This window comes from Acinetobacter sp. YH12106 (assembly GCF_013418995.1).
Classification (GTDB): domain Bacteria; phylum Pseudomonadota; class Gammaproteobacteria; order Pseudomonadales; family Moraxellaceae; genus Acinetobacter; species Acinetobacter pseudolwoffii.
Window position 1 is genome coordinate 85,475 of record NZ_VPAV01000007.1, and the last position, 22,367, is coordinate 107,841.

The 22,367-nt window shown below is 43.3% G+C and carries 18 protein-coding genes; 10 read left to right on the top strand and 8 right to left on the bottom strand.

Annotated elements, in window-relative coordinates:
* Positions 1–7 precede the first annotated feature (7 nt).
* The 4 genes from FTU45_RS07945 (at position 8) to FTU45_RS07960 (ending at position 5,555) form a co-directional block, all read left to right on the top strand.
* Complete coding sequence (locus FTU45_RS07945) at positions 8–940, top strand: FAD-binding protein (RefSeq protein ID WP_159138225.1); 933 nt, start codon at positions 8–10, stop codon at positions 938–940.
* A 153-nt stretch (positions 941–1,093) separates the two neighbouring features.
* Positions 1,094–1,744 carry a hypothetical protein gene (locus FTU45_RS07950; RefSeq protein WP_100329073.1) on the top strand — a complete coding sequence of 217 codons (651 nt, stop codon included), beginning with the start codon at positions 1,094–1,096 and terminating at the stop codon, positions 1,742–1,744.
* A 329-nt stretch (positions 1,745–2,073) separates the two neighbouring features.
* A complete protein-coding gene (gene gyrA, locus FTU45_RS07955; RefSeq protein WP_180076230.1) occupies positions 2,074–5,067 on the top strand; it encodes a DNA gyrase subunit A in 2,994 nt (997 codons plus the stop codon).
* A 68-nt stretch (positions 5,068–5,135) separates the two neighbouring features.
* Complete coding sequence (locus FTU45_RS07960) at positions 5,136–5,555, top strand: hypothetical protein (protein WP_005169984.1); 420 nt, start codon at positions 5,136–5,138, stop codon at positions 5,553–5,555.
* Between the two features lie 33 nt (positions 5,556–5,588).
* Here FTU45_RS07960 and FTU45_RS07965 read toward each other — a convergent pair whose 3' ends face one another.
* The 5 genes from FTU45_RS07965 to FTU45_RS07985 all read right to left on the bottom strand — a co-directional run bounded on the left by FTU45_RS07965 (position 5,589) and on the right by FTU45_RS07985 (position 11,740).
* A complete protein-coding gene (locus FTU45_RS07965; protein WP_159138222.1) occupies positions 5,589–6,689 on the bottom strand; it encodes an ABC transporter permease in 1,101 nt (366 codons plus the stop codon).
* A complete protein-coding gene (locus FTU45_RS07970) occupies positions 6,689–7,816 on the bottom strand; it encodes an ABC transporter permease (RefSeq protein WP_159138221.1) in 1,128 nt (375 codons plus the stop codon). Before FTU45_RS07970 ends, FTU45_RS07965 begins: the two co-directional genes overlap by 1 nt.
* Entirely contained in the window at positions 7,816–8,943 is a 1,128-nt protein-coding gene (locus tag FTU45_RS07975) for an HlyD family secretion protein (protein WP_005170000.1), read from the bottom strand. Before FTU45_RS07975 ends, FTU45_RS07970 begins: the two co-directional genes overlap by 1 nt.
* An 11-nt stretch (positions 8,944–8,954) precedes the next feature.
* Positions 8,955–10,421 (bottom strand): TolC family protein, encoded by a 1,467-nt coding sequence (locus FTU45_RS07980; RefSeq protein ID WP_159138220.1) that lies wholly within the window; start codon positions 10,419–10,421, stop codon positions 8,955–8,957.
* A 137-nt stretch (positions 10,422–10,558) separates the two neighbouring features.
* Entirely contained in the window at positions 10,559–11,740 is a 1,182-nt protein-coding gene (locus FTU45_RS07985) for a type I restriction endonuclease (protein ID WP_005170006.1), read from the bottom strand.
* Between the two features lie 262 nt (positions 11,741–12,002).
* Here FTU45_RS07985 and serC point away from each other — a divergent pair, with 262 nt between their 5' ends.
* Positions 12,003–13,082 carry a 3-phosphoserine/phosphohydroxythreonine transaminase gene (gene serC / locus FTU45_RS07990; RefSeq protein WP_159138219.1) on the top strand — a complete coding sequence of 360 codons (1,080 nt, stop codon included), beginning with the start codon at positions 12,003–12,005 and terminating at the stop codon, positions 13,080–13,082.
* Between the two features lie 593 nt (positions 13,083–13,675).
* Here the strand turns inward: serC and FTU45_RS07995 are convergent.
* A complete protein-coding gene (locus FTU45_RS07995) occupies positions 13,676–14,608 on the bottom strand; it encodes a hypothetical protein (RefSeq protein WP_159138218.1) in 933 nt (310 codons plus the stop codon).
* 239 nt (positions 14,609–14,847) lie between these two features.
* On the opposite strand from FTU45_RS07995, the gene FTU45_RS08000 reads away from it, so the two are divergent.
* Both FTU45_RS08000 and FTU45_RS08005 read left to right on the top strand, forming a co-directional pair.
* Positions 14,848–15,333 carry a YaiI/YqxD family protein gene (locus FTU45_RS08000; RefSeq protein WP_005097638.1) on the top strand — a complete coding sequence of 162 codons (486 nt, stop codon included), beginning with the start codon at positions 14,848–14,850 and terminating at the stop codon, positions 15,331–15,333.
* Positions 15,334–15,345: 12 nt separating this feature from the next.
* Complete coding sequence (locus FTU45_RS08005) at positions 15,346–16,260, top strand: DMT family transporter (protein WP_074383367.1); 915 nt, start codon at positions 15,346–15,348, stop codon at positions 16,258–16,260.
* A gap of 9 nt (positions 16,261–16,269) precedes the next feature.
* Here FTU45_RS08005 and FTU45_RS08010 read toward each other — a convergent pair whose 3' ends face one another.
* The gene (locus tag FTU45_RS08010) at positions 16,270–16,833 is read right to left on the bottom strand and encodes a PilZ domain-containing protein (RefSeq protein ID WP_005097634.1); all 564 of its coding nucleotides are present in this window, start codon (positions 16,831–16,833) and stop codon (positions 16,270–16,272) included.
* A gap of 26 nt (positions 16,834–16,859) precedes the next feature.
* On the opposite strand from FTU45_RS08010, the gene FTU45_RS08015 reads away from it, so the two are divergent.
* The 3 genes from FTU45_RS08015 (at position 16,860) to FTU45_RS08025 (ending at position 21,323) form a co-directional block, all read left to right on the top strand.
* The gene (locus FTU45_RS08015) at positions 16,860–18,095 is read left to right on the top strand and encodes a lipoprotein-releasing ABC transporter permease subunit (RefSeq protein WP_180076231.1); all 1,236 of its coding nucleotides are present in this window, start codon (positions 16,860–16,862) and stop codon (positions 18,093–18,095) included.
* On the top strand, positions 18,088–18,771 hold the full coding sequence (gene lolD / locus FTU45_RS08020) for a lipoprotein-releasing ABC transporter ATP-binding protein LolD (RefSeq protein WP_005170024.1): 684 nt from the start codon (positions 18,088–18,090) through the stop codon (positions 18,769–18,771). The genes FTU45_RS08015 and lolD overlap by 8 nt, the downstream gene beginning before the upstream one ends.
* An 86-nt stretch (positions 18,772–18,857) precedes the next feature.
* Positions 18,858–21,323: a DNA internalization-related competence protein ComEC/Rec2 gene (locus FTU45_RS08025; RefSeq protein ID WP_180076232.1), complete on the top strand. Its 2,466-nt coding sequence runs from the start codon at positions 18,858–18,860 to the stop codon at positions 21,321–21,323.
* Here the strand turns inward: FTU45_RS08025 and FTU45_RS08030 are convergent.
* Complete coding sequence (locus FTU45_RS08030) at positions 21,312–22,286, bottom strand: lysophospholipid acyltransferase family protein (RefSeq protein ID WP_180076233.1); 975 nt, start codon at positions 22,284–22,286, stop codon at positions 21,312–21,314. The genes FTU45_RS08025 and FTU45_RS08030 overlap by 12 nt on opposite strands.
* Between the last annotated feature and the right edge of the window lie 81 nt (positions 22,287–22,367).

A 22,367-nucleotide genomic window follows, 5' to 3' on the forward strand; every position in this document is an offset into this window, starting at 1 on the left:
AAAAATCATGAGTATTTTAGTTATCGCTGAGCACGACAACAAAGCATTAAACGCTGCTACTTTAAACGTTGTTGCTGCGGCGCAAAAAATCGGTGGTGATATCACTGTATTGGTTGCTGGTTCTGGCGCTCAAGCAGTTGCTGATCAAGCAGCGAAAGTTACGGGTGTAAGCAAAGTATTACTTGCTGATGACGCTGCTTATGCAAACCAATTGGCTGAAAACGTAGCGAAACTGGTTGCAGAATTAGGTAAAGGCTATACACATATCCTTGCTGCTTCTACAACAACTGGTAAAAACATTTTGCCACGTGCAGCTGCGCTTCTTGACGTAAGCATGATCACTGACATCATCGCGGTAGATGGTCCTAAGACTTTCAAACGTCCGATCTATGCAGGCAACGCGATTGCAACTGTAGAGTCAGGCGAAAATGTCGTACTGGCAACTGTTCGTGGTACAGCATTTGATGCTGTTGCTGCTGAAGGCGGTTCTGCCTCTGTAGAAGCTGCGACTGTTGCTGGCGATGCAGGCATTTCCAAGTTTATCAACGAAGAAATCGTGAAGTCTGAGCGTCCTGAATTAACAGCTGCTCGCATTGTGGTGTCTGGTGGTCGTGGTGTGGGTTCAGGTGAGAACTATCACGCGATCCTTGATCCATTGGCGGACAAGCTTGGTGCTGCACAAGGTGCATCACGTGCTGCAGTAGATGCTGGCTTCGTTCCTAACGATATGCAGGTTGGTCAAACCGGTAAAATCGTTGCACCTGACCTGTACATCGCTGTCGGTATTTCTGGTGCAATTCAGCATTTGGCCGGTATGAAAGAATCTAAAGTGATCGTTGCGATCAACAAAGATGAAGAAGCGCCAATCAATGCAGTGGCTGACTACTGGTTAGTTGGTGACTTGAACACTGTTATTCCTGAATTGGTTTCTAAAATCTAATTCCTGAATACAGTTTAAAACGCCTCTTAGTCTCTGTACCAAGAGGCGTTTTTTATTGGAAAATTTTTAAAGATACTCGGCAGTCGAAACTAGAGTATGTGATTTGGATGAAAAGTGATAAAATCCTGCTTTGCTTTTTCTCCTGTTTTGATCATATCCTTTTCCAGAACCGCTCATATCCTGTTTATTAGTTTCCTGCTGATTGCGCTCTATGTGAGTATTTGTGTGCATACTGCATTGAATGCACCGCTGTCAGTAACCCAGTATTTATTCAGTGAGTCGGGCGCTTTTGAAGTGCTTAGTCCTTGGCTATGGTACTTGCTGGCCATGCTGTGTCTGCTAAATACTGAAATTAAACTGAATACCCGGATATTTACCGCTGCTGCTGCGATATTGTTGGGCTTCAGGGAAATGGACTTTCATAAGCGACTGTTTGACGACAGCTTTATTAAAACCAATTTCTATCGCAGTGCTGAAATTCCGCTCATGGACAAGCTGCTGGGCTTTATTTTATTGCTCGGGATTATTTTTGTCTTTCTGGTACTGGCAAAAAAATTGGTAAACACCATACGCAGCATGAAAGATTCTTTGAATATTGCGCATTTTTTTATCTTCCTGACCATTGCCTGTGGCGGACTGAGCAAGGTTCTGGATCGCACGACGTCAACCCTCAGGGAGGAATTCAATATTCAGCTCATACCACATACCCAGGTCATGATCATGACCATTGAGGAAGGGGTGGAGATGCTATTGCCGATTCTATTGATTGTGGCGGTGCTGACTTATCGCAAGGTACTGAATTAAGCGCATTAAAAGACAGATTAAATCTAAGGAAGATGCCCATTTTGTGTGTGCATCTTTTTTTTGCACTGCTGTTTTTATGTATATTTTGGGTGCGAAAAAATATGGATGTGGTGCACTTGTTTTTGACGCTGAAATAACAGGAAAATGACCACTAAAATGAAGATAATTAACAAGGTTAAGCTGAATATTTCGACACAAAAATACAAGTGTTTATGCTATAATTTAGGGCTGTATTTTAGTTTTTAACTCAGTCGTTTGAGTTAATGATTTTGCTAGTTTTACGACATATAAATACAAGCCAAAACTGGCTTGTAGAATAAGGAGTATGCATGAGCGTATCGGAAATTAGACCGATTGCCATTGAGGATGAACTTAAAAGCTCATATCTCGATTATGCGATGAGCGTGATTGTGTCACGTGCATTGCCCGATGTACGAGATGGTTTAAAACCTGTTCATCGTCGTGTGCTTTTCGCAATGCACGAATTAGGCAATGACTATAACAAAGCTTATAAAAAGTCTGCACGTGTCGTCGGTGACGTGATCGGTAAATATCACCCGCATGGTGACTATGCCGTATACGAAACCATTGTACGTATGGCACAAGATTTCAGTTTGCGTTACCAGTTGGTCGATGGTCAGGGTAACTTTGGTTCGGTCGATGGCGACAGCGCAGCAGCGATGCGTTATACCGAAGTGCGTATGCGTAAACTGACCCACGAACTCTTGGCGGATCTTGAAAAAGATACCGTCGAGTGGGAAGACAACTACGATGGCTCTGAGCGTATTCCTCAGGTGATGCCCACCCGTGTACCGAACTTACTGGTTAATGGTGTAACCGGTATTGCAGTGGGTATGGCGACCAATATGGCGCCGCATAACATGACTGAAGTTGTGAATGCGTGTCTGGCCTATGCCAATGATCCCCAGATCAGCATCGAAGGGTTGATGGAACACATTTCTGGTCCGGACTTCCCGACAGGCGGTATCATTTACGGTAAATCAGGCATTGTCGATGCGTACCGTACCGGTAAAGGCCGTTTGCATATCCGTGGTAAATACCATTTCGAGGAAGATCCAAAGAATGGCCGTACCACGATTGTCTTTACTGAAATTCCATATCAGGTCAATAAAGCAAAAACTATTGAGCGTATTGCTGAACTGGTCAAAGAGAAAAAACTGGAAGGTATTTCAGAGCTTCGTGACGAGTCTGACAAAGACGGTATGCGTATCGCGATTGACTTGAAACGTGGCGAAAACGCCGAAGTGATCGTGAACAACCTGTTCCAGAATACGCAACTTGAAAACTCTTTCAGCATCAACATGGTCTGCCTGGACAATGGCCAGCCTAAACTGATGAACCTGAAAGATATTATTGCAGCGTTTATCCGTCACCGTCAGGAAGTGGTAACGCGTCGTACCATGTTCGAATTACGCAAAGCGCGTGAACGTGGTCATATCTTGGAAGGTTTAACCGTTGCTCTGGCGAATATTGATGCCATCATCGAAACCATCAAAAGTTCTGCAAACCCGGCTGAAGCGCGTGAGCGTTTGCAGGCAGGTGAGTGGGCAGGTGGCGGTGTATTGGCATTGCTAGAAAAAGCTGGCTCAGTTTCTGTACGTCCGGATGAGATTGAAGGTGAAGACCCAAGTCGTCCGTTTGGTCTGGATGGCGATATTTATCGTCTGTCACCAACCCAAGTCAATGCGATTATGGAACTGCGTCTGCATCGTTTAACCGGTCTTGAACAAGACAAGTTACATGCTGAATATAGTGAAATTCTGGCGCAAATTGCTGAACTGACTGCAATTTTAAATGACTTTAATCTGTTGATGAATGTGATTCGCGAAGAGCTTGCGTTAATTCTGCAGCAATATGGCGATGCACGTAAAACGTCGATTGTTGAATCACGTATCGATTTCTCTCGTGAAGATCTGATTCCTGAAGAGCAAATGGTGCTGACGGTTTCAAAAACAGGCTATGCGAAAACTCAACCATTGTCTGATTACGCCGCACAGCGTCGTGGTGGCCGTGGTAAGTCTGCGACCAGCATGAAAGAAGATGATTACATTCAACATCTGATTGTGACGTCAAGTCATGCGACGGTACTTTGCTTTACCAACGTTGGTAAAGTCTATCGTCTGAAAGTGTATGAAGTGCCACAAGCATCACGTGGTGCCAAAGGTCGCCCAATGGTGAACTTGTTGCCATTAGACGAAAACGAGACCATTACCGCAATTTTACCGGTGATTGATGCACCGAAGAAATTCAAAGAACGTCTGGCGGACTTCAAAGCCTTCGTAAAAGCCAATGCTGCACAACTGCAAAGCAATGAAGTGATTAATGGTCACTTTACGGCACTTGAAGCGGCACTTGCTGAATCTGAAGAGGGTGCGGATGATATTTCTGATGCACTTCGTGTTCAATTGAAAGAGCTAGGTTTAGAACTTTCAACGACCGATCTTGATGATGACATCATCAATGATTTTGCACAGCAGGCTGAAGCGGTTCGTAAAAACTTCTATGTGTTTATGGCGACTGAATACGGTACGATTAAACGTGTAGAACTTGAACAGTTCTCGAATGTGCGTTCAAACGGTTTACGTGCGATTGAACTGAATGGCGATGACACTTTAATTGGTGTTGCGATTACTGACGGCGAACAGCAAATCATGTTGTTCTCGAACGAAGGTAAAGCGATTCGCTTTGCAGAAACTGATGTACGTTCAATGGGTCGTTCAGCCAAAGGTGTGCGCGGTATGCGCGTGACCATCGGTGCAGCAGCCTTGCTGGAAGAAAGCGAAGAAACTGAGATCGAGTCTGATGATGAAGATGCTGCAGATTCAGCATTGATCAGCCGGATTGTATCTTTAGTTGTTGTCCCTGAAACTGGCGAAGTATTGTGTGCTTCTGAAAATGGTTATGGTAAACGTACCCCGGTGGATGACTTCCCGACCAAGAAACGTGGCGGTAAGGGTGTGATTGCACTCAAGACCTCAGAACGTAACGGTCAGTTGGTCGGTGCAGTAGCGATTGATGCATCTAAAGAGCTGATGTTAATTTCCGATGGCGGTACTTTGGTTCGTACCCGTGCCTCTGAAGTGGCTCAAACCGGTCGTAATGCACAAGGTGTTCGTCTGATCCGTCTCGGTAATGAAGAGTTACTGGTCGGTGTGGTTTCAGTTGAAGCTGTTGAAGAAGATGAGTTTGTTGAAGTGATTGAAGGTGAAGAATCTTTAGTGGCAGAAACAGATGTAGCGACTGAAACAGATGCAGTAGCTGAACATGTTGAAAAAGATGGTGAAAACTCAGTAGAAGAATAAGTGTTCTATTGATAAAAAGGGCGCTTCGGCGTCCTTTTTTATAAATCTTGACTGAATGAAGGTAAGCGATGAAAACCCAATCAATGTTGTTAGCGGCAGCAGTTGCATTAAGTGGCTGTAACTCAATGGACAATATCCCAAACCCAAGTCCTGAGCAGGAACAGGCAGCACAGCTGGCCTATGAGGATTTGCGTGATGGGAAGTATGACGAGTTTCTGGATCAGCTAGAGCCGCAATTGCAAACACAGTTTAAGGACAACGAAAAGCTGATGAAACGCTTTTCACGTTCAATTCCGAAAGGTGAATATAAGTCTAAAACTTTAATGACCAAGCAGATTGAAGAAGCAACCAACCAGCCTGGCCAATATAAGATCAGCTATGAAATTGCCTATCCAAATAATCTGGTGCAGTATGATGTCAGTTTCGACCAGCCGAATGGTAGCAACAAGATTCGTAATTTTAATATTCAGGTCTTTGGCGAATCTTAATCCATAAGTTGATGGCAGCATAAATCCAATGCTTTATCTGCTTTGACTCACTTGAATAAAACGTCGATAAGCCAAGAAAAAACATAAACTGCCTATCAGCCCCAGATATATCAGTTTAGGCAAAATCAGTGCGGTCGGTACACCCATCTGATTCAGTTGAATAAACATCTGCACCATTTGGGTAGAAGGCAGTATCTCAGCGATCACTTGCATCCAGATGGGCATAGCTGCATGTGGCCAGGCAGCACCGGATAAAAAAAATAGAGGGATAGAAGTAAAAACAATCACATGTCCAGCGCGTTCCGGCATATCCAGAAAACTGGCAAATAGGCAGGTGATTCCAATCACAGTGTAAACGAAAACCGGCACAGCCAGCAGCATGCCGAATAGGTTACCCCCTCGCGGATAATCAAATAACCAAAAGGTAAATCCAAATAAATAAAAACAACCCAGACAGCCAATGCTCAATATCGCTAAACATAGCCCAATCAATGCATTTGAGTTTAACTGCACTTTTCTTTCGCGGTACACCAGAATCAGCATATTCAAACCTAAAAAAATGGTCTGATGAATGATGAGAGGGGCGACCGCAGGAAAGACATAACTGCCATAGCCGGAGAGCGGATTAAACAATGGAATCTGATGCACTGATAGGGCAGGAGAAAAATCTGAAACCTGGCCAAAACGTTCAGCATAGTCTGCCAAGGTCTGCTCAAGAGAGGTCGCTAAACCGATCCCCATCTGTTTGGTGACTAAAAAATTGGCAGCACTTAAGTACAGTCCTATTCCACCCGTTTCACCATGCCTTAACGTTTGCGATAAATTGTCCGGTAGCAGCAAAATCCCATCCGCTTGTTGCGATTCAACCCATGTTTTGGCTTCGGCGAAATTGCTGGTAATCGCCTTGATTTCAACATTCGGGCTTTGACGGACTTGGCCAATAATCCGCGCGCTCAAGTGACTTTGTTCTGCATCAACAATAATAATCGGTAAGGCTTCGGCTTGCTGTGCCTGATAAGCAAAGGGATAAAAGAAGCTATAAAACAAGACCGATAAAATCAGTGTGGTAAAGATAGCGCCGTGGCTGACAATATCTTTAAAGCTGCGCAGATAATAAAACCAAAGGGATTTCATCAGGCCGCTCCTTTGGCTATTTTCTTGAGAAAAATATAGGCTAGCAGTGCGTACACCACCACATAGGCCAACAAGATCCATATAGCTTGCAGTGAAATCTGCACTGGACTGCCAATCATCCATTGTTCAGTTTGTAATTTGGCATAAGGAGTAAAGGGGATAATATTGGCCCAAAACTGGGTGAATAGGGGCGCATTATTTAAGGGTAAAGTCACCCCGGCAAAGCTTAACGATGACCCACCATATACAGCAATCAAGCCGAAAGATTTACTTAAATCTTGGGTGGCCAGCACCACCGCAGCGCTTAAAAATGCATAGGCGCTATACAGCAGCAATTGTGCCAATAAAATCAGACCAAGCGAACCGGCAACAAACCAGCCGCGAATTTCAATCATCCAAAACATCCACGCCCAAGTCCATAGACTAAAAATAGCCACATAGACCAGATTTTTAGACACTAAAGCCATCCAAATGGATGGATGACTGATCCACTCTGATACAGTCTGCCGCTTCAGTTCCTGACCGACGGAAAATGCCACACAACAACACAGCAGTAAATGCAGAACTGCGAGAATGACATAAGGTTCTAGATATAACTCATAATTCAATTGCGGATTATACAAAGGTGAGATTTTGATCTGTGGTGTCGGTGCTTGGATATAGGGCAGTCGATTCACCAGATAGTACTGTTCGGTAAACCCAGCCAGGGCTTGTAAGGTACTCACCAGCATGGCTGAAGAAATTGTATTGCCGATACTGAAATAACTCTGGTTAAAGGCAATGCTAATTTCTGCATCCTGAGCACGAACAAAACGTTGTTCGGCACCATTTGGAATATGGATATAACCCCAAATTTTATTTTCATTCAGTAGGTGTTCAACTTCAGCGACTTGCTGGGATACCGTTTCAATTTTAAGGGTATGATTGAGCGAGACATGTCGATAGATGCTTCGGCTGAGCGCACTTCGGTCTTGATCAATAATGGCAATGGGTAAATGAGTAGGCTTGCCCTGCGCAAACATGCTGCTGAATAAAATAATTACCAGAGCAGGTGCCAGTGTAACCAGGCACAGATCCCATTTTTCTCGGAGCAAATAGCGTAGTTCGCGCCATATACCCAGCCACATTAGGGTGTCTCTTTAAGTTTAAATAATACGCTCATACCGACTTTCAGTTCAGGCATGGTTTGTGTCGGTAGCAAATGCAGTTTAAAACTTCTCACATCATAGCCGCCGGTTTGGCGGGTGGTTTTAATGGTGGCAAACTCACCTTCAGCGCTAATACTTTTGATCTGAAAACTGGCTGTTTGATCCAAGGCTGGAATATAACCTTGAATGCTTTCTAATTTTTGAAATGGAGCATACTGGTCTTCGCGAATATTCAGGCTTACCCACATCTTCTCTTCAATCAGGCTGACCACGGGCACTGCGGTTGCGACCAGCTCAGATATTTTGCCATAAGTTTTAGACACCGTTCCATTGACGGGGGCCAGCAATTCGGTTTCTGCTTCTAGCGCATTGGCTTCGTTTAGAGCAGCCTGGGCAATGTCTACTTGTGCATCGGCTGAACTCTTTTGCTGCGGGGTGCTGCCACGCTTGGCACGTGCATATTGCTGATAGGCGGCCTCAGTCATTTCTAGCGCAGATTGACTGGCTGCATACAGTTCATCACGGCGCTGACGTGAAATCACACCTTCCTTAAATAGATTTTCCCCACGCTGATAAGATACTGTGGCGAGATTTTGCTGTGCTTTTAGCGATTGCCAGTTGGCATACAGACTCGCGACATTTTCTTCCTGCGAGCCACGTTCAGCTGTGGACTGTAAGGCCAAAGCCGATTGTAAGGCTGCTGTAGCTTGCTGTTTTTTGGCTGCAATTTCCGGGCTATTTAAGCGAACCAGAACATCGCCTTTTTTAACTCGCTGACCTTCTTCCACATAGATTTCTTCAATCCGGCTTGGCACTTTGGTGGCCACCTGAATCGTTTCAGCCTCGACACGACCTTGCAATTCAATCGGCGTCGGTTGATAGCTTTTCCATAATCCAAAAATAATCACGGCCAGCAGAATAGGCAGCAACGCCAGCAGTAGATATTTTTTCTTTTTGGAGATTTCAGGAGGCTGCTCATCGGTCGAGGTCGTCGCGTGATTTTCCTCTAGCGTTGCTGATTGGGTCTGTGGAGCGGGAGAGCTTTCTGTTTCGGTAGATGAAACCGCTTCATTCACAGGATCATTGGGTTTTTGATCGTCGTTCATGTTCGGCTCCATTAGCGAATATAGTGAGTATTGGTGTGTTGAATATAATTGGGAAATTCGGTAATCGAGCCATGGCTTTGTAACAGGGTGGCCAGTGACATCACATATTTATAGGCATTCAAGGCAGTTTCGGCTCGTAGCCCGCTAAGCATGTTTTGGGCATCAATGACCTGTGTTGCTGTTCCGATATCCTCTTTAAAGGACAACTCTTGAATGCGTAAATTTTCCTGCGCAGCTTTTAGATTTTGTTCCAACAAAGCATGACTTTGCTGTGCACTCAAGGCTTCGCTATAAGATTTATAAATCAGGTTTTCAATCTCTTGCTGGGTGCGTGAGGTGAGCAGTTCTGTGGCATAGCGTTTGAGCTCGGCCGCCTGAATATTTTTGTTTTTATCAATCCCTGAAAACAGGTTATAGCGTGCGGCAACACCGACAATCCAGTTTTGATTCTGATCCAAACTATATTCACCAAAAGCAAAGACATTGGGTTTTTTTGCTGCTTGCTGAGCTTTGACATTGGCTTGTGCTAATTGGGTATCTAGCTGCATTTTTTGAATCAGCGCAGAGTTTTGACTAAAGGTTTTCAGTAGTTGATTTAAAGCCTGTGGCTCGGTCTGATTGACAAATAAAGGTGTCGACAGTTCAGTGATACTGCTTTGTTGCAGCAGATTATTCAGTTGAAATAGACTGGCATTTAAATTGGTTTGCATATTTTGCTGACTGCGCTCGGCATTATTACGCGCCACTTCAAACTGCATGCGCTGGCCTTTGCTAATAAAACCTTGCTGTTCCATTTTTAAGGCATTGCGATAATGCTGTTGCATGGCATTCAGATTAAATACTGCTGCTGCATGGAGTTGCTTTTGCAGTTGCACATTAAAATAACTTTGAATCAGTTCGAAACGCTGCGTGTCTTGTTGCTGTTGATTACTGAGCTGACTGCGACCGACCTGAAGATTGGCAATCTCCTTGGCGCTATGAGTCAAACCACCGGTATAAAGCGGCATCATCATGGACACGGTAGGACGAATCACTTGATCTTCGAGTACGACCTTGGAGGTATCGGGAATTAAGCCTACACCGTCATGAATCGGTTGTTGTAAACCTTCTTTTAAAGGATTGGCAATATTCTCAGCTAAATTAAACTCATCAATTTTATTATTTAAGCCATTGGTGAGAGATTGCTCCAGGTTGTTTTTAAGAGCACCCAAAGGAATATCTAATTCATTATGAAAGGCATAAGCACGCACATTCAGATCGACACGTGGTAATCCCAAACCTTTTACCGCTTCAGCTTCAAGTTTTGAGGCTTGTTCCAAGCTTTGATAGGCCTGACTGCTATAAGAAGACTGCAATAACTGTTTTTCGGCGTCTTGAAAACTCAAAGTCTGGGCGTATAGACCCTGGCTATTCAACCATAGACCTGACAATAATCCACACCCCAAAAATAATTTACTTTTATAGTTCGTCATATTCATGCAAGCAGATGGCCAAAGTGAAGAATAAGTTGATTTGTGTACATTATAAATCAGTGGTTTGCAGCTCAGTAAGGGGCATGGTTGTAGTATTGTTTATTTTACATCTGTCTAGCATTAAGGACGCTTGCGCGTCCTGACTAACTTAGGGCGGTTCTTTTGAAATTTTCATCATTCATGCAAAAATCTAAACAATCTTTTAAAACCCCTACGGCTCTATAAATATGCTCCGGTTTATCCAGATAAATTTGTCCATTATTTAACACTTCTAGACCCGCTCTATTTAATTCAAGTTTATGTCTCTCATCAATGGGAACAATAAATTGAACAGTAGGACGTTTTCGGTTCACATCATAGCGGAATAACCATCTATTATTTTTACTTTGATACAGAATGGAATAATAGCTCTCCGTATCTTTTCCGGTGAGTTCATGGTCTGGAAAAAGTTCATGGATAATATTTTGTAAGCTTTGTTCATCTACCGTGGTAACAATTCTTTGATTCTGAGGATTTATAATGTCTTGTTGAAGATTTGAGGGAGTCGGTTCTTCTGAAACTTCATCAGTCCTTAATTCAGTTTGTTGCTCAATGGGTTGTGCTGTAATGATGGTGGGTGCAGATAAGCCTTTTAAAACCGTATCGCTAATTGCACGTTCGACTGCTTGTTTAACGAAGGGTTGAATTGATTCAAGGAATTTTGTATTGAGCTGTCTTGGAATATTGGCTTGCTGAGCAACATAACGTACAAAATCAATATCGACTTCATTAATTGATTTTTTGATTACCGCTTTAAACTGTTGGATATACTGATTCTCTTCGGCAAAAAATCGTAATTTTTCTACATGGAAATTATCATGTTTGAATTCTGCTAATTGAGTCAGTTCTTCGGCTTGATGTTTAGTGAAATCAACAACCAGAAAAGGTTTTTCATCCATAATATTTGGATTAATGAGGTCAGTGAAAAAACGCCATTCACGTCCATTGGTAATGACGCCAATGGTCACTCCCAGAGTAGAGTTAAAATATCGGGAGAGTTGTGGTGCGTGATTTGTTAAATTACTTGCATAAGATTTGGCTTCAATAAACATAACTGGTTGACCATTACAATATAGGGCGTAGTCAACGCGCTCTGTTGATTTGACACCAGGAAAATCAGCGGCAAACTCTGCCAGTACTTTAGTTGGATCATAAGGACTGAAGCCTAAAATATCCAGAAGTGGTAATATAAGTGCTTGTTTGGTGGTTTCTTCAGTTGAGCAATGCGCACCGACACGTTTAACATGCTCAATATGTAATTTGAGGCGATTAATAAAGTTATCCATTTTTTCCCTACTTCTAATTTTTCAGATTATTTTTTAATCATTGTGAGTTCATCATAATAGTTTTATTTTTAAACTCAAACATTTAATAAAAATAGGCATAATAAGTTTAATTAATCCTATAAATGGTCAACTTATCTTGTGAATCTACATTGATTTTTTGACTGTAATTACAGTTCGAGATTGAAATAATTTTGTGCAAGACCTTGCCAGATATGGTTAAATGCCATCATTTTATTGTGTCTCACATAGATAAGGAAAACTCATGCGCGCGTACAACTTCTGTGCTGGTCCTGCTGCATTACCGACTACCGTACTTGAAAAAGCTCAAGCTGAAATGCTTGACTGGCATGGCAAAGGTCTTTCGATCATGGAAATGAGCCACCGTAGTTCCGACTATGTGGCCGTGGCTGAAAAAGCGGAAGCAGACCTACGCAAACTCATGAATATTCCCGAGAACTACAAAGTATTGTTCTTGCAGGGTGGCGCATCCTTACAATTTTCGGCAATTCCATTGAACTTGCTGGGTAAAAATAACAAAGCGGACTATATCCATACCGGAATCTGGTCTGAAAAGGCCTTGAAAGAAGCGCAACGCTATGGCGATATCAATGTGGTAGAAGCAGGTATCAAAATTGATGCTAAACATGCCATCAGCGCGCAAAGCGAATGGAAGCTGTCTGCCGATGCCGCCTATGTGCACTATGCAGACAACGAAACCATTGGTGGTCTGCAGTTTGCTTCTATTCCTGAAACAGATAAGCCCCTTGTTTGTGACTATTCATCAAGCATTTTATCTGCGCCACTTGATGTATCAAAATTTGGTGTGATCTATGCAGGCGCGCAAAAGAATATCGGCCCAGCGGGTTTAACCCTGGTGATTATTCGTGAAGATTTACTGGATCAAGCCAAAGCTGAAATTCCAAGTATCTTAAAATACTCAGATCAAGCCAAAAATGGTTCTATGGTAAATACGCCGTCGACTTATGCATGGTACTTGTCTGGTCTGGTATTTGAATGGTTGCTGGAAAATGGTGGTGTAGAGGCCATGCATAAAGTGAACCTGGAAAAAGCCAATCTGCTTTATGGTTATATCGATCAAAGCGATTTTTATGCCAATCCAATCTTCAAAGAAAATCGTTCAATCATGAATGTGCCATTTACTTTGGTCAATGCAGATCTTGAAAAACAATTCCTGAAAGAAGCAGAAGCCCAGCATTTATTGAATCTTGCGGGTCACCGTTCTGTCGGTGGTATGCGTGCCAGTATTTATAATGCAGTGCCATTAGAGGGCGTACAAGCCTTGGTGAATTTTATGGATGACTTTGCAAAACGCAATGGTTAATCCCTGAAATGTAAAAACCCAGCATAGGCTGGGTTTTTTTATGCATTCGGTTATGTCAGGGAATTTAAAAAATAAAAGTATGCAGGGTAAAGCCGCAGATCAGCATTCCCAACATGAAAAAAAGGCATGACATCATATCAATATTATAGCGAGAGCTAAGATGATGCTCGACCTGGTCTAATGTTTCTTCTTGCACGATTTTCATAGATATTTATTGTCCGATCTATTTATCGTTAATACTATTTGTTGTGAGTATTTTTATCATAAAAAATTGATTAAATAAAGTACATTCTTGATTAAAGTTCATAAATTTTCATTTTATTTAAATATCAGCTTTGGATTTGTCTGAACTTATTCGTATGCGAAATCAAAGTCTTATTTTTACAAGATTTTTAGGATTCGATTGCATGTATAAAATGAATTCATGTGAATTTAACAATGTGGATAACTCGATTTTTTAAATGATTTAAATAGGTTATTAAGCTAGAAAAAATGGGTAAAAAATAATCAAAAAAATAAAATTAAAAACAGAAAATACGGATTAAAAAAAGAAGATCCCCATCAAAAAGAAGATCTTCTTTGTTTATTTTAACTTAAGCTGATTTTCTATAAATATTGGCCTGAATCCACAGATTTCCACGAATATATTGACCAATCTGGAAATTTTTATGCTGCTCATTCCGCGTTGCAATCCGGATCAAGGTGGCTGGTTGACCTTCATCATGAATCAGTGTGACATCATACAGGGTATAGTCCTGATCCATAAACTGCATGGCAGTTTTACCGACAATATTGCCCTGAAACCAGGCTTCATCTTCCTGGCCCATGGTTTCACCATAAAGATAAGCCACCATTTTAGAGAAATCTACAGTAACAGGTGCTTTATCTTCTTCTGACTGTGGCTGCCAGGCATCAATCTGTTCCTGCAAATTATCGGGTGCCACGCCTTGGTTGGCTGTCAGAATATCATTCAAGGCACGGTGATGCTTGATCGAAGCCGGATCATCCACCACCAGATGTTCATGGTCAGCCACTGCTTCAAGCTCATAGGCCCAAGCATTCAGATTCACCACATAGGACTGGTCTTTTTCATAATGCGGATGATTGACGCTATACAGACTATCGAAAGCATAAATAATATTGTTGGCACCCAGATTCAGACGTAATACCGCCTGAGTATTGGATTTGCAGGAAATAATTCGATCGATGGTCGCTTTGACCTGATAAGGACTGTCAAAGCAGGGGAATGCAGTTTTTACGGCCTGTGGCTTATTATTTTCTATGGCGATCACTTGGCTCAATTGCACCGCAGCTTTACTCGGCCCCTGAATCAGCCAGGTATTTTCATCCATATCACATTCTTGTGTGCAAATGCCCATCGGCATAATAGGCGCATCAAGAGCTTTGCCTAACCACTGTGGCACATCTGTACCTGGATTCTCGGTGAGTAATGTCCAGTGTTCGACGTGACTACCGAAATTCTGATCATCAATGGTGATGATCTCTGGGCTATTCTGATTTTTCATATGCACAATTGATCTTGGATGACTTATTTATAGTTAATCGAGGGTCATTGCGATTTTTCAAGTCAATCGAATGAATTTTCAAATTAAATGCAGCCAATTTTTTTCTAGACTAAATCACAGTCGTTGCTCAAATCAAATAGATTCAAAAAAACATGAGCGACAGCAGCGATGAAAATGCAACGATTTAATCATCAACCTGATCCTCTCAATTTGCTAGAATACCCAGGATTTATACCTTAATGGGAAACCCTGTGTTGCCATTCAAACTTTGGGTCGATGCTGATGCATTACCCCGTATTTTAAGAGATGTGATTATCCGTGCGTCGGATCGCTATCAGTTGGAAGTGACTTTTGTGGCTAATCAGTCGGTGGGCATTACGCCTTCAGTCCGGATTAATTCAATTCAGGTGATGAGTGGCGCTGATGCTGCAGATAAAGAGATTATTCTGCGCATGAAAGAGCATGATATTGTCATGACCCAAGATATTCCCCTGGCGGCAGAAGTGATTGAAAAGGGCGGGATTGCCATTCATCCACGCGGTGAAGTGTATACCACGGCCAATGTCAAAGCACGTTTACATCTAAGAGACTTTATGGATAGTTTGCGTGGTGCCGGTGTACAAACGGGTGGGCCACCTCCGATTTCAGAGCGGGATAAGCGTGAATTTTCAAGCGCACTGGATCAAACCATTCAAAAACAAAAACGTAAAACATCTGCACTTTAAGAGCAATCGCGCATGCCAACACACACCAATATGGTTGTGACCTATCTTTTATTGGTTTTTATCTGGGCCACTACACCGCTAGCCATTGTCTGGAGTGTAAGCGATCTGCATCCGCTCTGGGCACTGGCACTGCGATTTTTTCTGGCATTGCCTTTTGCATTTATCTTGTTGTGGCTGTTTAAAACCCGTTTTCCTGTCGATTCTCTCTCGATGCACAGTTATCTGGCTGGAGCTTGCAGTTTTATTGGCTCGCAGATTTTTACCTATCTGGCCACGGATTATCTCAGCTCAGGCATTATTGCGCTGATGTTTGGTCTGGCACCTATTATTACCGGATTGATTGGCCGTTTCGTGTTTCAGCTCAAGCTCTATCCTTCACAGTGGTGCGGGATGGCGATTGCCCTGACTGGTTTGGCGGTGATTTGCCTCGGTGGCAAAGACCAGCACATTCAGCCAATCGGTATTGGTCTGATGCTACTGAGTGTGTTTATCTATTGTGTTTCGATGTTTTGGGTCAAAAAAGTCAATGCACCCTTACAACCGATGGCGCAAGCGGCCGGTTCCATTGCAGTTTCAGCAGTCATGGCCTGTGCCATGTTGCCATTTATCTGGCAATTTGCGCCAACCCAAATGCCTCAGGCAAAATCACTGATCGGGCTAGGATATGCCGTGGTGATGGCTTCGCTGATTGCCATGTTCTGTTATTTTAAACTGGTACAGAAAATCAGGGCGACCACCTTGTCTTTGACGACGGTATTGACTCCAATGCTTGCTTTATTCGTAGGTGTGCTTTTGAATGATGAGAGCTTGTCGGGTGAGGCCTTAATCGGTGTCGGTATTTTGTTGACGGGTTTATTGTTGTATTTTTCCAGAGAAATTAAAGCGAGCTATGCAGCTCGCCTTCCATCCAGTATTCACAATGACTAAATCAGTGATTTAAGCAAAGTTGGCTTTGACACATTCACCCAGTTTGACACGGTCTTGTGGGTGCATGGTAATGAAATAAGCACCGGTCCGGAATTTGCTATTTTCTTCTTCACGACTGTAGGCCACCTGGGCGGTTGCCGCAATATGGAAGAAATTTTCCGGGTGGCTTAAAGTCACGTGCAGATAGGTGCCTTCAGTGATGGGGCGGTCACTAAAGAAACTAAAACCGGTTTCCGAAAAGTTCACCTGCTCTGGTACAGGTAACATGCTTTGTACAATTGCGTCATACAAAGAACCGGTAATAAGGTTTAATTTTTGGTTGAATAAGGATAAGATTCGAGCAATTTGTTGATCTTTTTCAGATAATTGTTCTAATTCGTAGTTAACCGCATGATCAAATTGATCTAGCTCTGCAAGTAGTAGAAAATAGCGGGGCAAGACGAAGTTAGAGTCATAAGGATCATTTAAGGCAACATCATCGGAAATAATCTGATAATTAATTCGTAAGGCAGCATCGATGCGAGACATAACGCGTCTTTCCGTGTATCCGTTTGGATGCTGTACATTTTCCATAATTTATTACCTCGGACTAGATGGTTATGTTTAAACCAATCTCGCTGTATATAGGGTTGAAATATACTCGCGCACGGCGTAGTAACCACTTCATTTCTTTTATTGCATTGGTCTCAATGATCGGTCTCACGCTCGGTGTAGCAGTCCTCATTACAGTTTTGTCTGTGATGAATGGGTTTGACCGAGAGTTGAAAAATCGTGTCTTGGGAATGATACCTCAAGCTACTGTTTCTTCAACGCAAATTCTAACAAATTGGCCCGAACTTGCAAAGCAGATTGAGCAGCATGAGCATGTCCAGGGGGTTGCACCATTTACCCAATTACAGGGCATGCTGACGGCACAGGGACAGGTTGCCGGGATTATGGTCAGCGGGATTGAACCCGAGTATGAGAAAAAAGTATCCATTATACAAAACCATATGGTCGAGGGCAGTATTGATAGCCTGAAAAAAGGTGAATTTGGTATTGTTCTGGGCAAGCAGATGACCGATGCCATGGGGGTCGGTTTAAACGATAATATTACCTTGGTATTGCCAGAGGCGACCCCTTCACCAGCAGGTGTGGTGCCTCGTTTCAAGCGCTTTAAAGTGGTGGGAATTTTCAGTATTGGTGCTGAAGTCGACTCGATGATGGGATATATCGCTTTAAATGATGCTTCAACTTTATTGCGTCTGCCTGATGGTGCACAAGGCGTGCGTTTAAAACTGGATGATATTTTTGTCGCACCGCAAGTGTCTCAGGAAATCGTGCGGGATTTACCATCCAACTTCTACGCATCTGACTGGACTTATACTCATGGTAATCTGTTCAGCGCGATCCAGATGGAAAAAGCCATGGTGAGCTTGTTATTATTCCTGATTGTGCTGGTTGCGGCATTTAATATCGTTTCATCACTGGTGATGGTGGTGACGGATAAAAAATCGGACATTGCGATTTTACGGACTTTGGGTGCTTCGCCTGCCACCATTACCAAAATCTTTATGGTGCAAGGCACGGTGATTGGGGTGATTGGGACATGTGCCGGCGCAATCCTCGGGATTATTGCAGCGACCAGTATCAGTAGCTTTATCGGCTGGTTAAACAATACTTTGGGTCTGAATATGTTTGATGCCTATTTTATCAATTATCTACCTTCTTATTTACGCTGGCAGGATGTCTTGGTGATTGTCGGCTTGTCATTGGCCTTAAGTTTTGTCGCGACGATTTACCCCGCTTTACGTGCAGCAAAAATTCAACCGGCAGAGGCTTTGCGTTATGAGTAATCTGATTTTAGATGCCCAGAATATTCACAAATCCTTTACCGATGGCAAAGCCACCGTCGATGTGATTCGAGGCTTGTCGCTGCAGGTCAAAGCAGGTGAGTTTGTCTCGATTGTCGGTTCGAGTGGTTCTGGTAAAAGTACCTTATTGCATGTTTTGGGTGGACTGGATCGACCAACATCAGGGCAAGTGATGGTCAATGGTCGCCGTTTCGATACCTTGTCCGAAGCAGAGCGCGGCTATGTGCGCAATGAGCATTTGGGTTTTGTGTATCAGTTTCATCATCTGTTACCAGAATTTACGGCACTGGAAAATGTAGCCATGCCCCTGATGCTCCGCGATAATGTGAAGTTTAAAGAAGCCAAACAGCAGGCTGAATACTTGCTGGAGCGGGTTGGTCTTTCGCATCGTCTGACACATAAGCCAGGTGAATTATCTGGAGGTGAGCGCCAGCGTGTGGCCTTAGCGCGTGCAGTGGTGGGCAAACCTAAACTGATGATGGCGGATGAACCGACCGGAAATCTGGATCGTAAGACTGCAGCAAAGATTTTTGAACTGCTCACCGAATTGCAACGTGAATTCAATATGGCGATGCTGATTGTGACGCATGATGAACAACTGGCACATGCAGCAGACCGAATTTTACATATGCAGGATGGCCTGTGGGTCACATCCTAAATCAAGAGAATATTCGCATTTGATTGAAGCTCACTCCGGTGGGCTTTATTATTGGGTAAAATAATAACCATAAAGAATAAGATCCAATGTTGCAGTGGCTGTGTATCGGCTGGATTTTAGGCCTGGCCTGTATGGGGAAAAGTTTTCTGTCTGTTCAACTGAGCAGCACGGTCGTTCTAATCGCGGTATTACTGTGGTATCTGGGTTGCCGTAAATTAAAGCACATTTTCAACACACCATTACGCAATTTGGTCATGACTGGTTCAAGCCTGCTGTTAGGATTATTTCTAGGCCATGGCTATGCCAATCTGCAACTGTCTGAACGCTTGTCGACGCGTGAACATGAAGTCTCCGAAAAACAGATTGTGGTGCATATCAAAGACCTGAATAAACTTGGTGAGCAGAATATCCAGCAAGCTCTGCATGTGCTCAGCCCTGATGGCAGTACAGTTAAATGGATGGGCTTTTTGCCTGTCCAAGAACCCGTGACTCAATCCAGTTTGATAAATGCGCAGATAAAGCAGCACCTCCTTGAACTTGGACGATATTACTTAATTCAAGGCCAAATCCGACCTCATCATAGTTATGCCACCCCCGGATCTTTTGACGCTGAAAAGTGGGCATTACAGCAAAATATCATGGCCGGTTTCCGAATCAAGAGCATTCAGGAGTTACAACCGCAACAACTTTATGCGCTTGGTCATGGCAAATATTTACGCCAGCAGCAAAATTTAAGTCCGCGAATTTTACTTTGGGTAGAGCGGCAGCGACTGGCATTAAGAGAATTCGTAGCCAGGCAACCCGTACAGCATAAAGGTTTGTTATTGGCCTTATTAAGCGGTGATGAAAGCCTGTTAGATCCGGCGACAGAGCGACAATTCCAGCGTTTTGGTATGAGCCATTTATTAGCCATTTCCGGGCCGCACGTTCTGATCTTTGCCTTGATGGTCTGTGGTACTTTGCAATATCTGATTTCAAGATTTATGCCGCATATTTATCTGAAATGGCCAAGGCAGTATTTTTTGAGCCTGCCTTTTTTACTGTGTGTCTTGCTGTACTGCGCCTTTGTGGGCTTTGAAATTCCAGCGCTACGCACTTTATTGATCTGCGTGATTGTGACCTTTACCTTGTTGCTCAGGCAAAGTGTGCAAGCTTTAAAATTACTGATTCTGAGTGCTGCCTTATTATTGCTCTTTGATCCTTTCAGTATTTTGTCGGCTGCATTCTGGCTGTCTTATGGGGCCTGCTTTGTTTTGCTGCGAATCTATCAGACCATTCAGCAGCAACCGCGTCAGACAGAACAAACCTTATTACAACGGCTATATTTTGCGTTGAAAGTGCTGCTGGAATCACAATGGAAAATCTTTCTGGCGCTATTTCCCTTGATGATGCTGTTTTTTAAGCAAATCGCCTGGATTACCCCATTCAGTAACCTGGTCGCGATTCCATGGATTGGGCTGCTGATTGTGCCTATAGATATTCTGGCGGCTTTGTTGTTTTTTATTTCAGAGCCACTTTCCAGTGTGGTATTTCAATTGAATGATGTTTTCATTCACATGCTGCTGGCATTTCTGGATCTGCTTGATCGGCTGTTTGCTCCACAACTGATTCCGGTGGCGATGAATGTCTGGATGATTGCGCTGTGTATTCTGGCCTTAATGATTGTATTTTTACCGCGTGGCCTATTGCCCAAAAGCTGGACGGCGCTTGCCTGTGTGCCGCTGTGTATTCCTCAGCTCAATCAGCATGCATTTCAGCTCTCTATTCTGGATGTGGGGCAGGGACAAGCAATTTTTCTTCGGGATGGAGCACGCAGTATGATGATCGATATGGGTGGCTATTATGATGAAGAAAAATTCAGTATCGGTCGACAGGTGATTCTGCCATTTCTGTCTGTGCAAGGTGTGGGTAAGCTGGATCAACTGATTTTAACCCATCTGGATCAAGATCATAGTGGCGCTTATCACAGTATTAAACATCAATTGAAAATTAAAGAGGTATCGTCCAATCAGATTCCTGAAATAGCGCACTCCTCCCGTTTTCAGTTCTGTCATCAAGGTCAGCAGTGGCAATGGTCTGAAGATATTCAGTTTAAAATTCTGGCACCTCGGCAGCAGCAGTTAAATACAGCCCATTTCAATAAAAATGAACGGTCTTGTGTGGTATATCTGCAAGTTAAAAATGCCGGGCCTTATCAAAATTTTTTACTCATGGGCGATGCGGGTTGGGAGACTGAGTATCAGCTGCTCCAAGATTATCCTGAGCTTAAAGTTGATGTGCTGGTGCTTGGACATCATGGCAGTCAGCACAGCTCAGCCTATCAGTTTTTAGAAGTTTTACAGCCTAAACTGGCAATTGTTTCGGCAGGGAAATTTAACCGTTATGGCCATCCGAGCCAATTGACTCAGCAGCGGCTCAAAGCCCTCAATATTCCGTTACTGAATACGGCAGAGCAGGGTAGTCTGCACTTTCAGCAACAAGACTCAAAACTGGTACTTTCAGCCGAACGACATCAATGGCAATGGTTATATCGTCAGCCTTTAAGTCGCTGATTCTAGAGCGGGCGAAGCTTCATGTAATTCCTGAGTTCTTAACGCATTTACTTTGCCTAAAGCCTGTTCATGCTCCAGTGTATAAAGATTGCCCAAGCCCTGATGTGCATTAAAGCGTTTATAGCTCCAGTGATAATGTTCAGGATGGCGACGGATTAAATTTTCAATACTATTGATAATGACTTGCGTGCCATGATTGGCATTGCCACTATAAATTTTCTCATCAACTGCCTCGATGAAGATATCAAAACCATCTTCGGTATTCCGCAGGGCATATAGAAACAGGGCGCGGGCTTTGGTCTTTTGAATCAGCTTGGCACTTAAATTACTGGTGGCCAAAGGCACCCCAAAATACGGTATATATTCACCACCGACATTTGGGGTATGGTCTGGCAAGATCACGGTGGTGCCACCTTGTTTTAAGGCCTTAAAAATCTGACGGACGCCAGATTCATCGGTCGGCACCAGATGTGCCTGTTCGCGGCTACGCGCAGCCCGTACAAACTGATCCGCTGCCTGATTTTTTACAGGTTTATACATAATGGTCATGGAAGTAAACTGGGCGACATAGGCATTCATGATTTCCCAGGTACCAAAATGTGGCACGATTAACACCAGGCCTTTATTTTGTGCCAGTGCATCATGCAGTAGATCTTCGCCAATGACGCGATGCACCCGTTTGATATTTTTCTGATTAGTTGAGCCCCAAATGGTAAAAAACTCGAAATATGACATTAATTCATTGCGAACCGCAGCACGGTTAATACGCTCACGTTCGTCATTGGACAGTTCAGAAAGGCTGATCTCGAGATTGAGGCGAATGATTTCCGAAGTTTTGGTGACTTTGAAACTGTTCACAATAAAGGCCAGAAGACGGGCCATCCATCGAGAAACCGGAAGCGGTTGGCGGCTAATGTATTTGAGTAAACCGTAAGCTGAATTCCGTGAGTCCTGTTTGGTCATTGATTTCGTCTAAGTACAATAAAAAGAGAACAAAATTTATTATAGGCGAAAACGTTTTGTTTAGACAGAATTACCCGATTC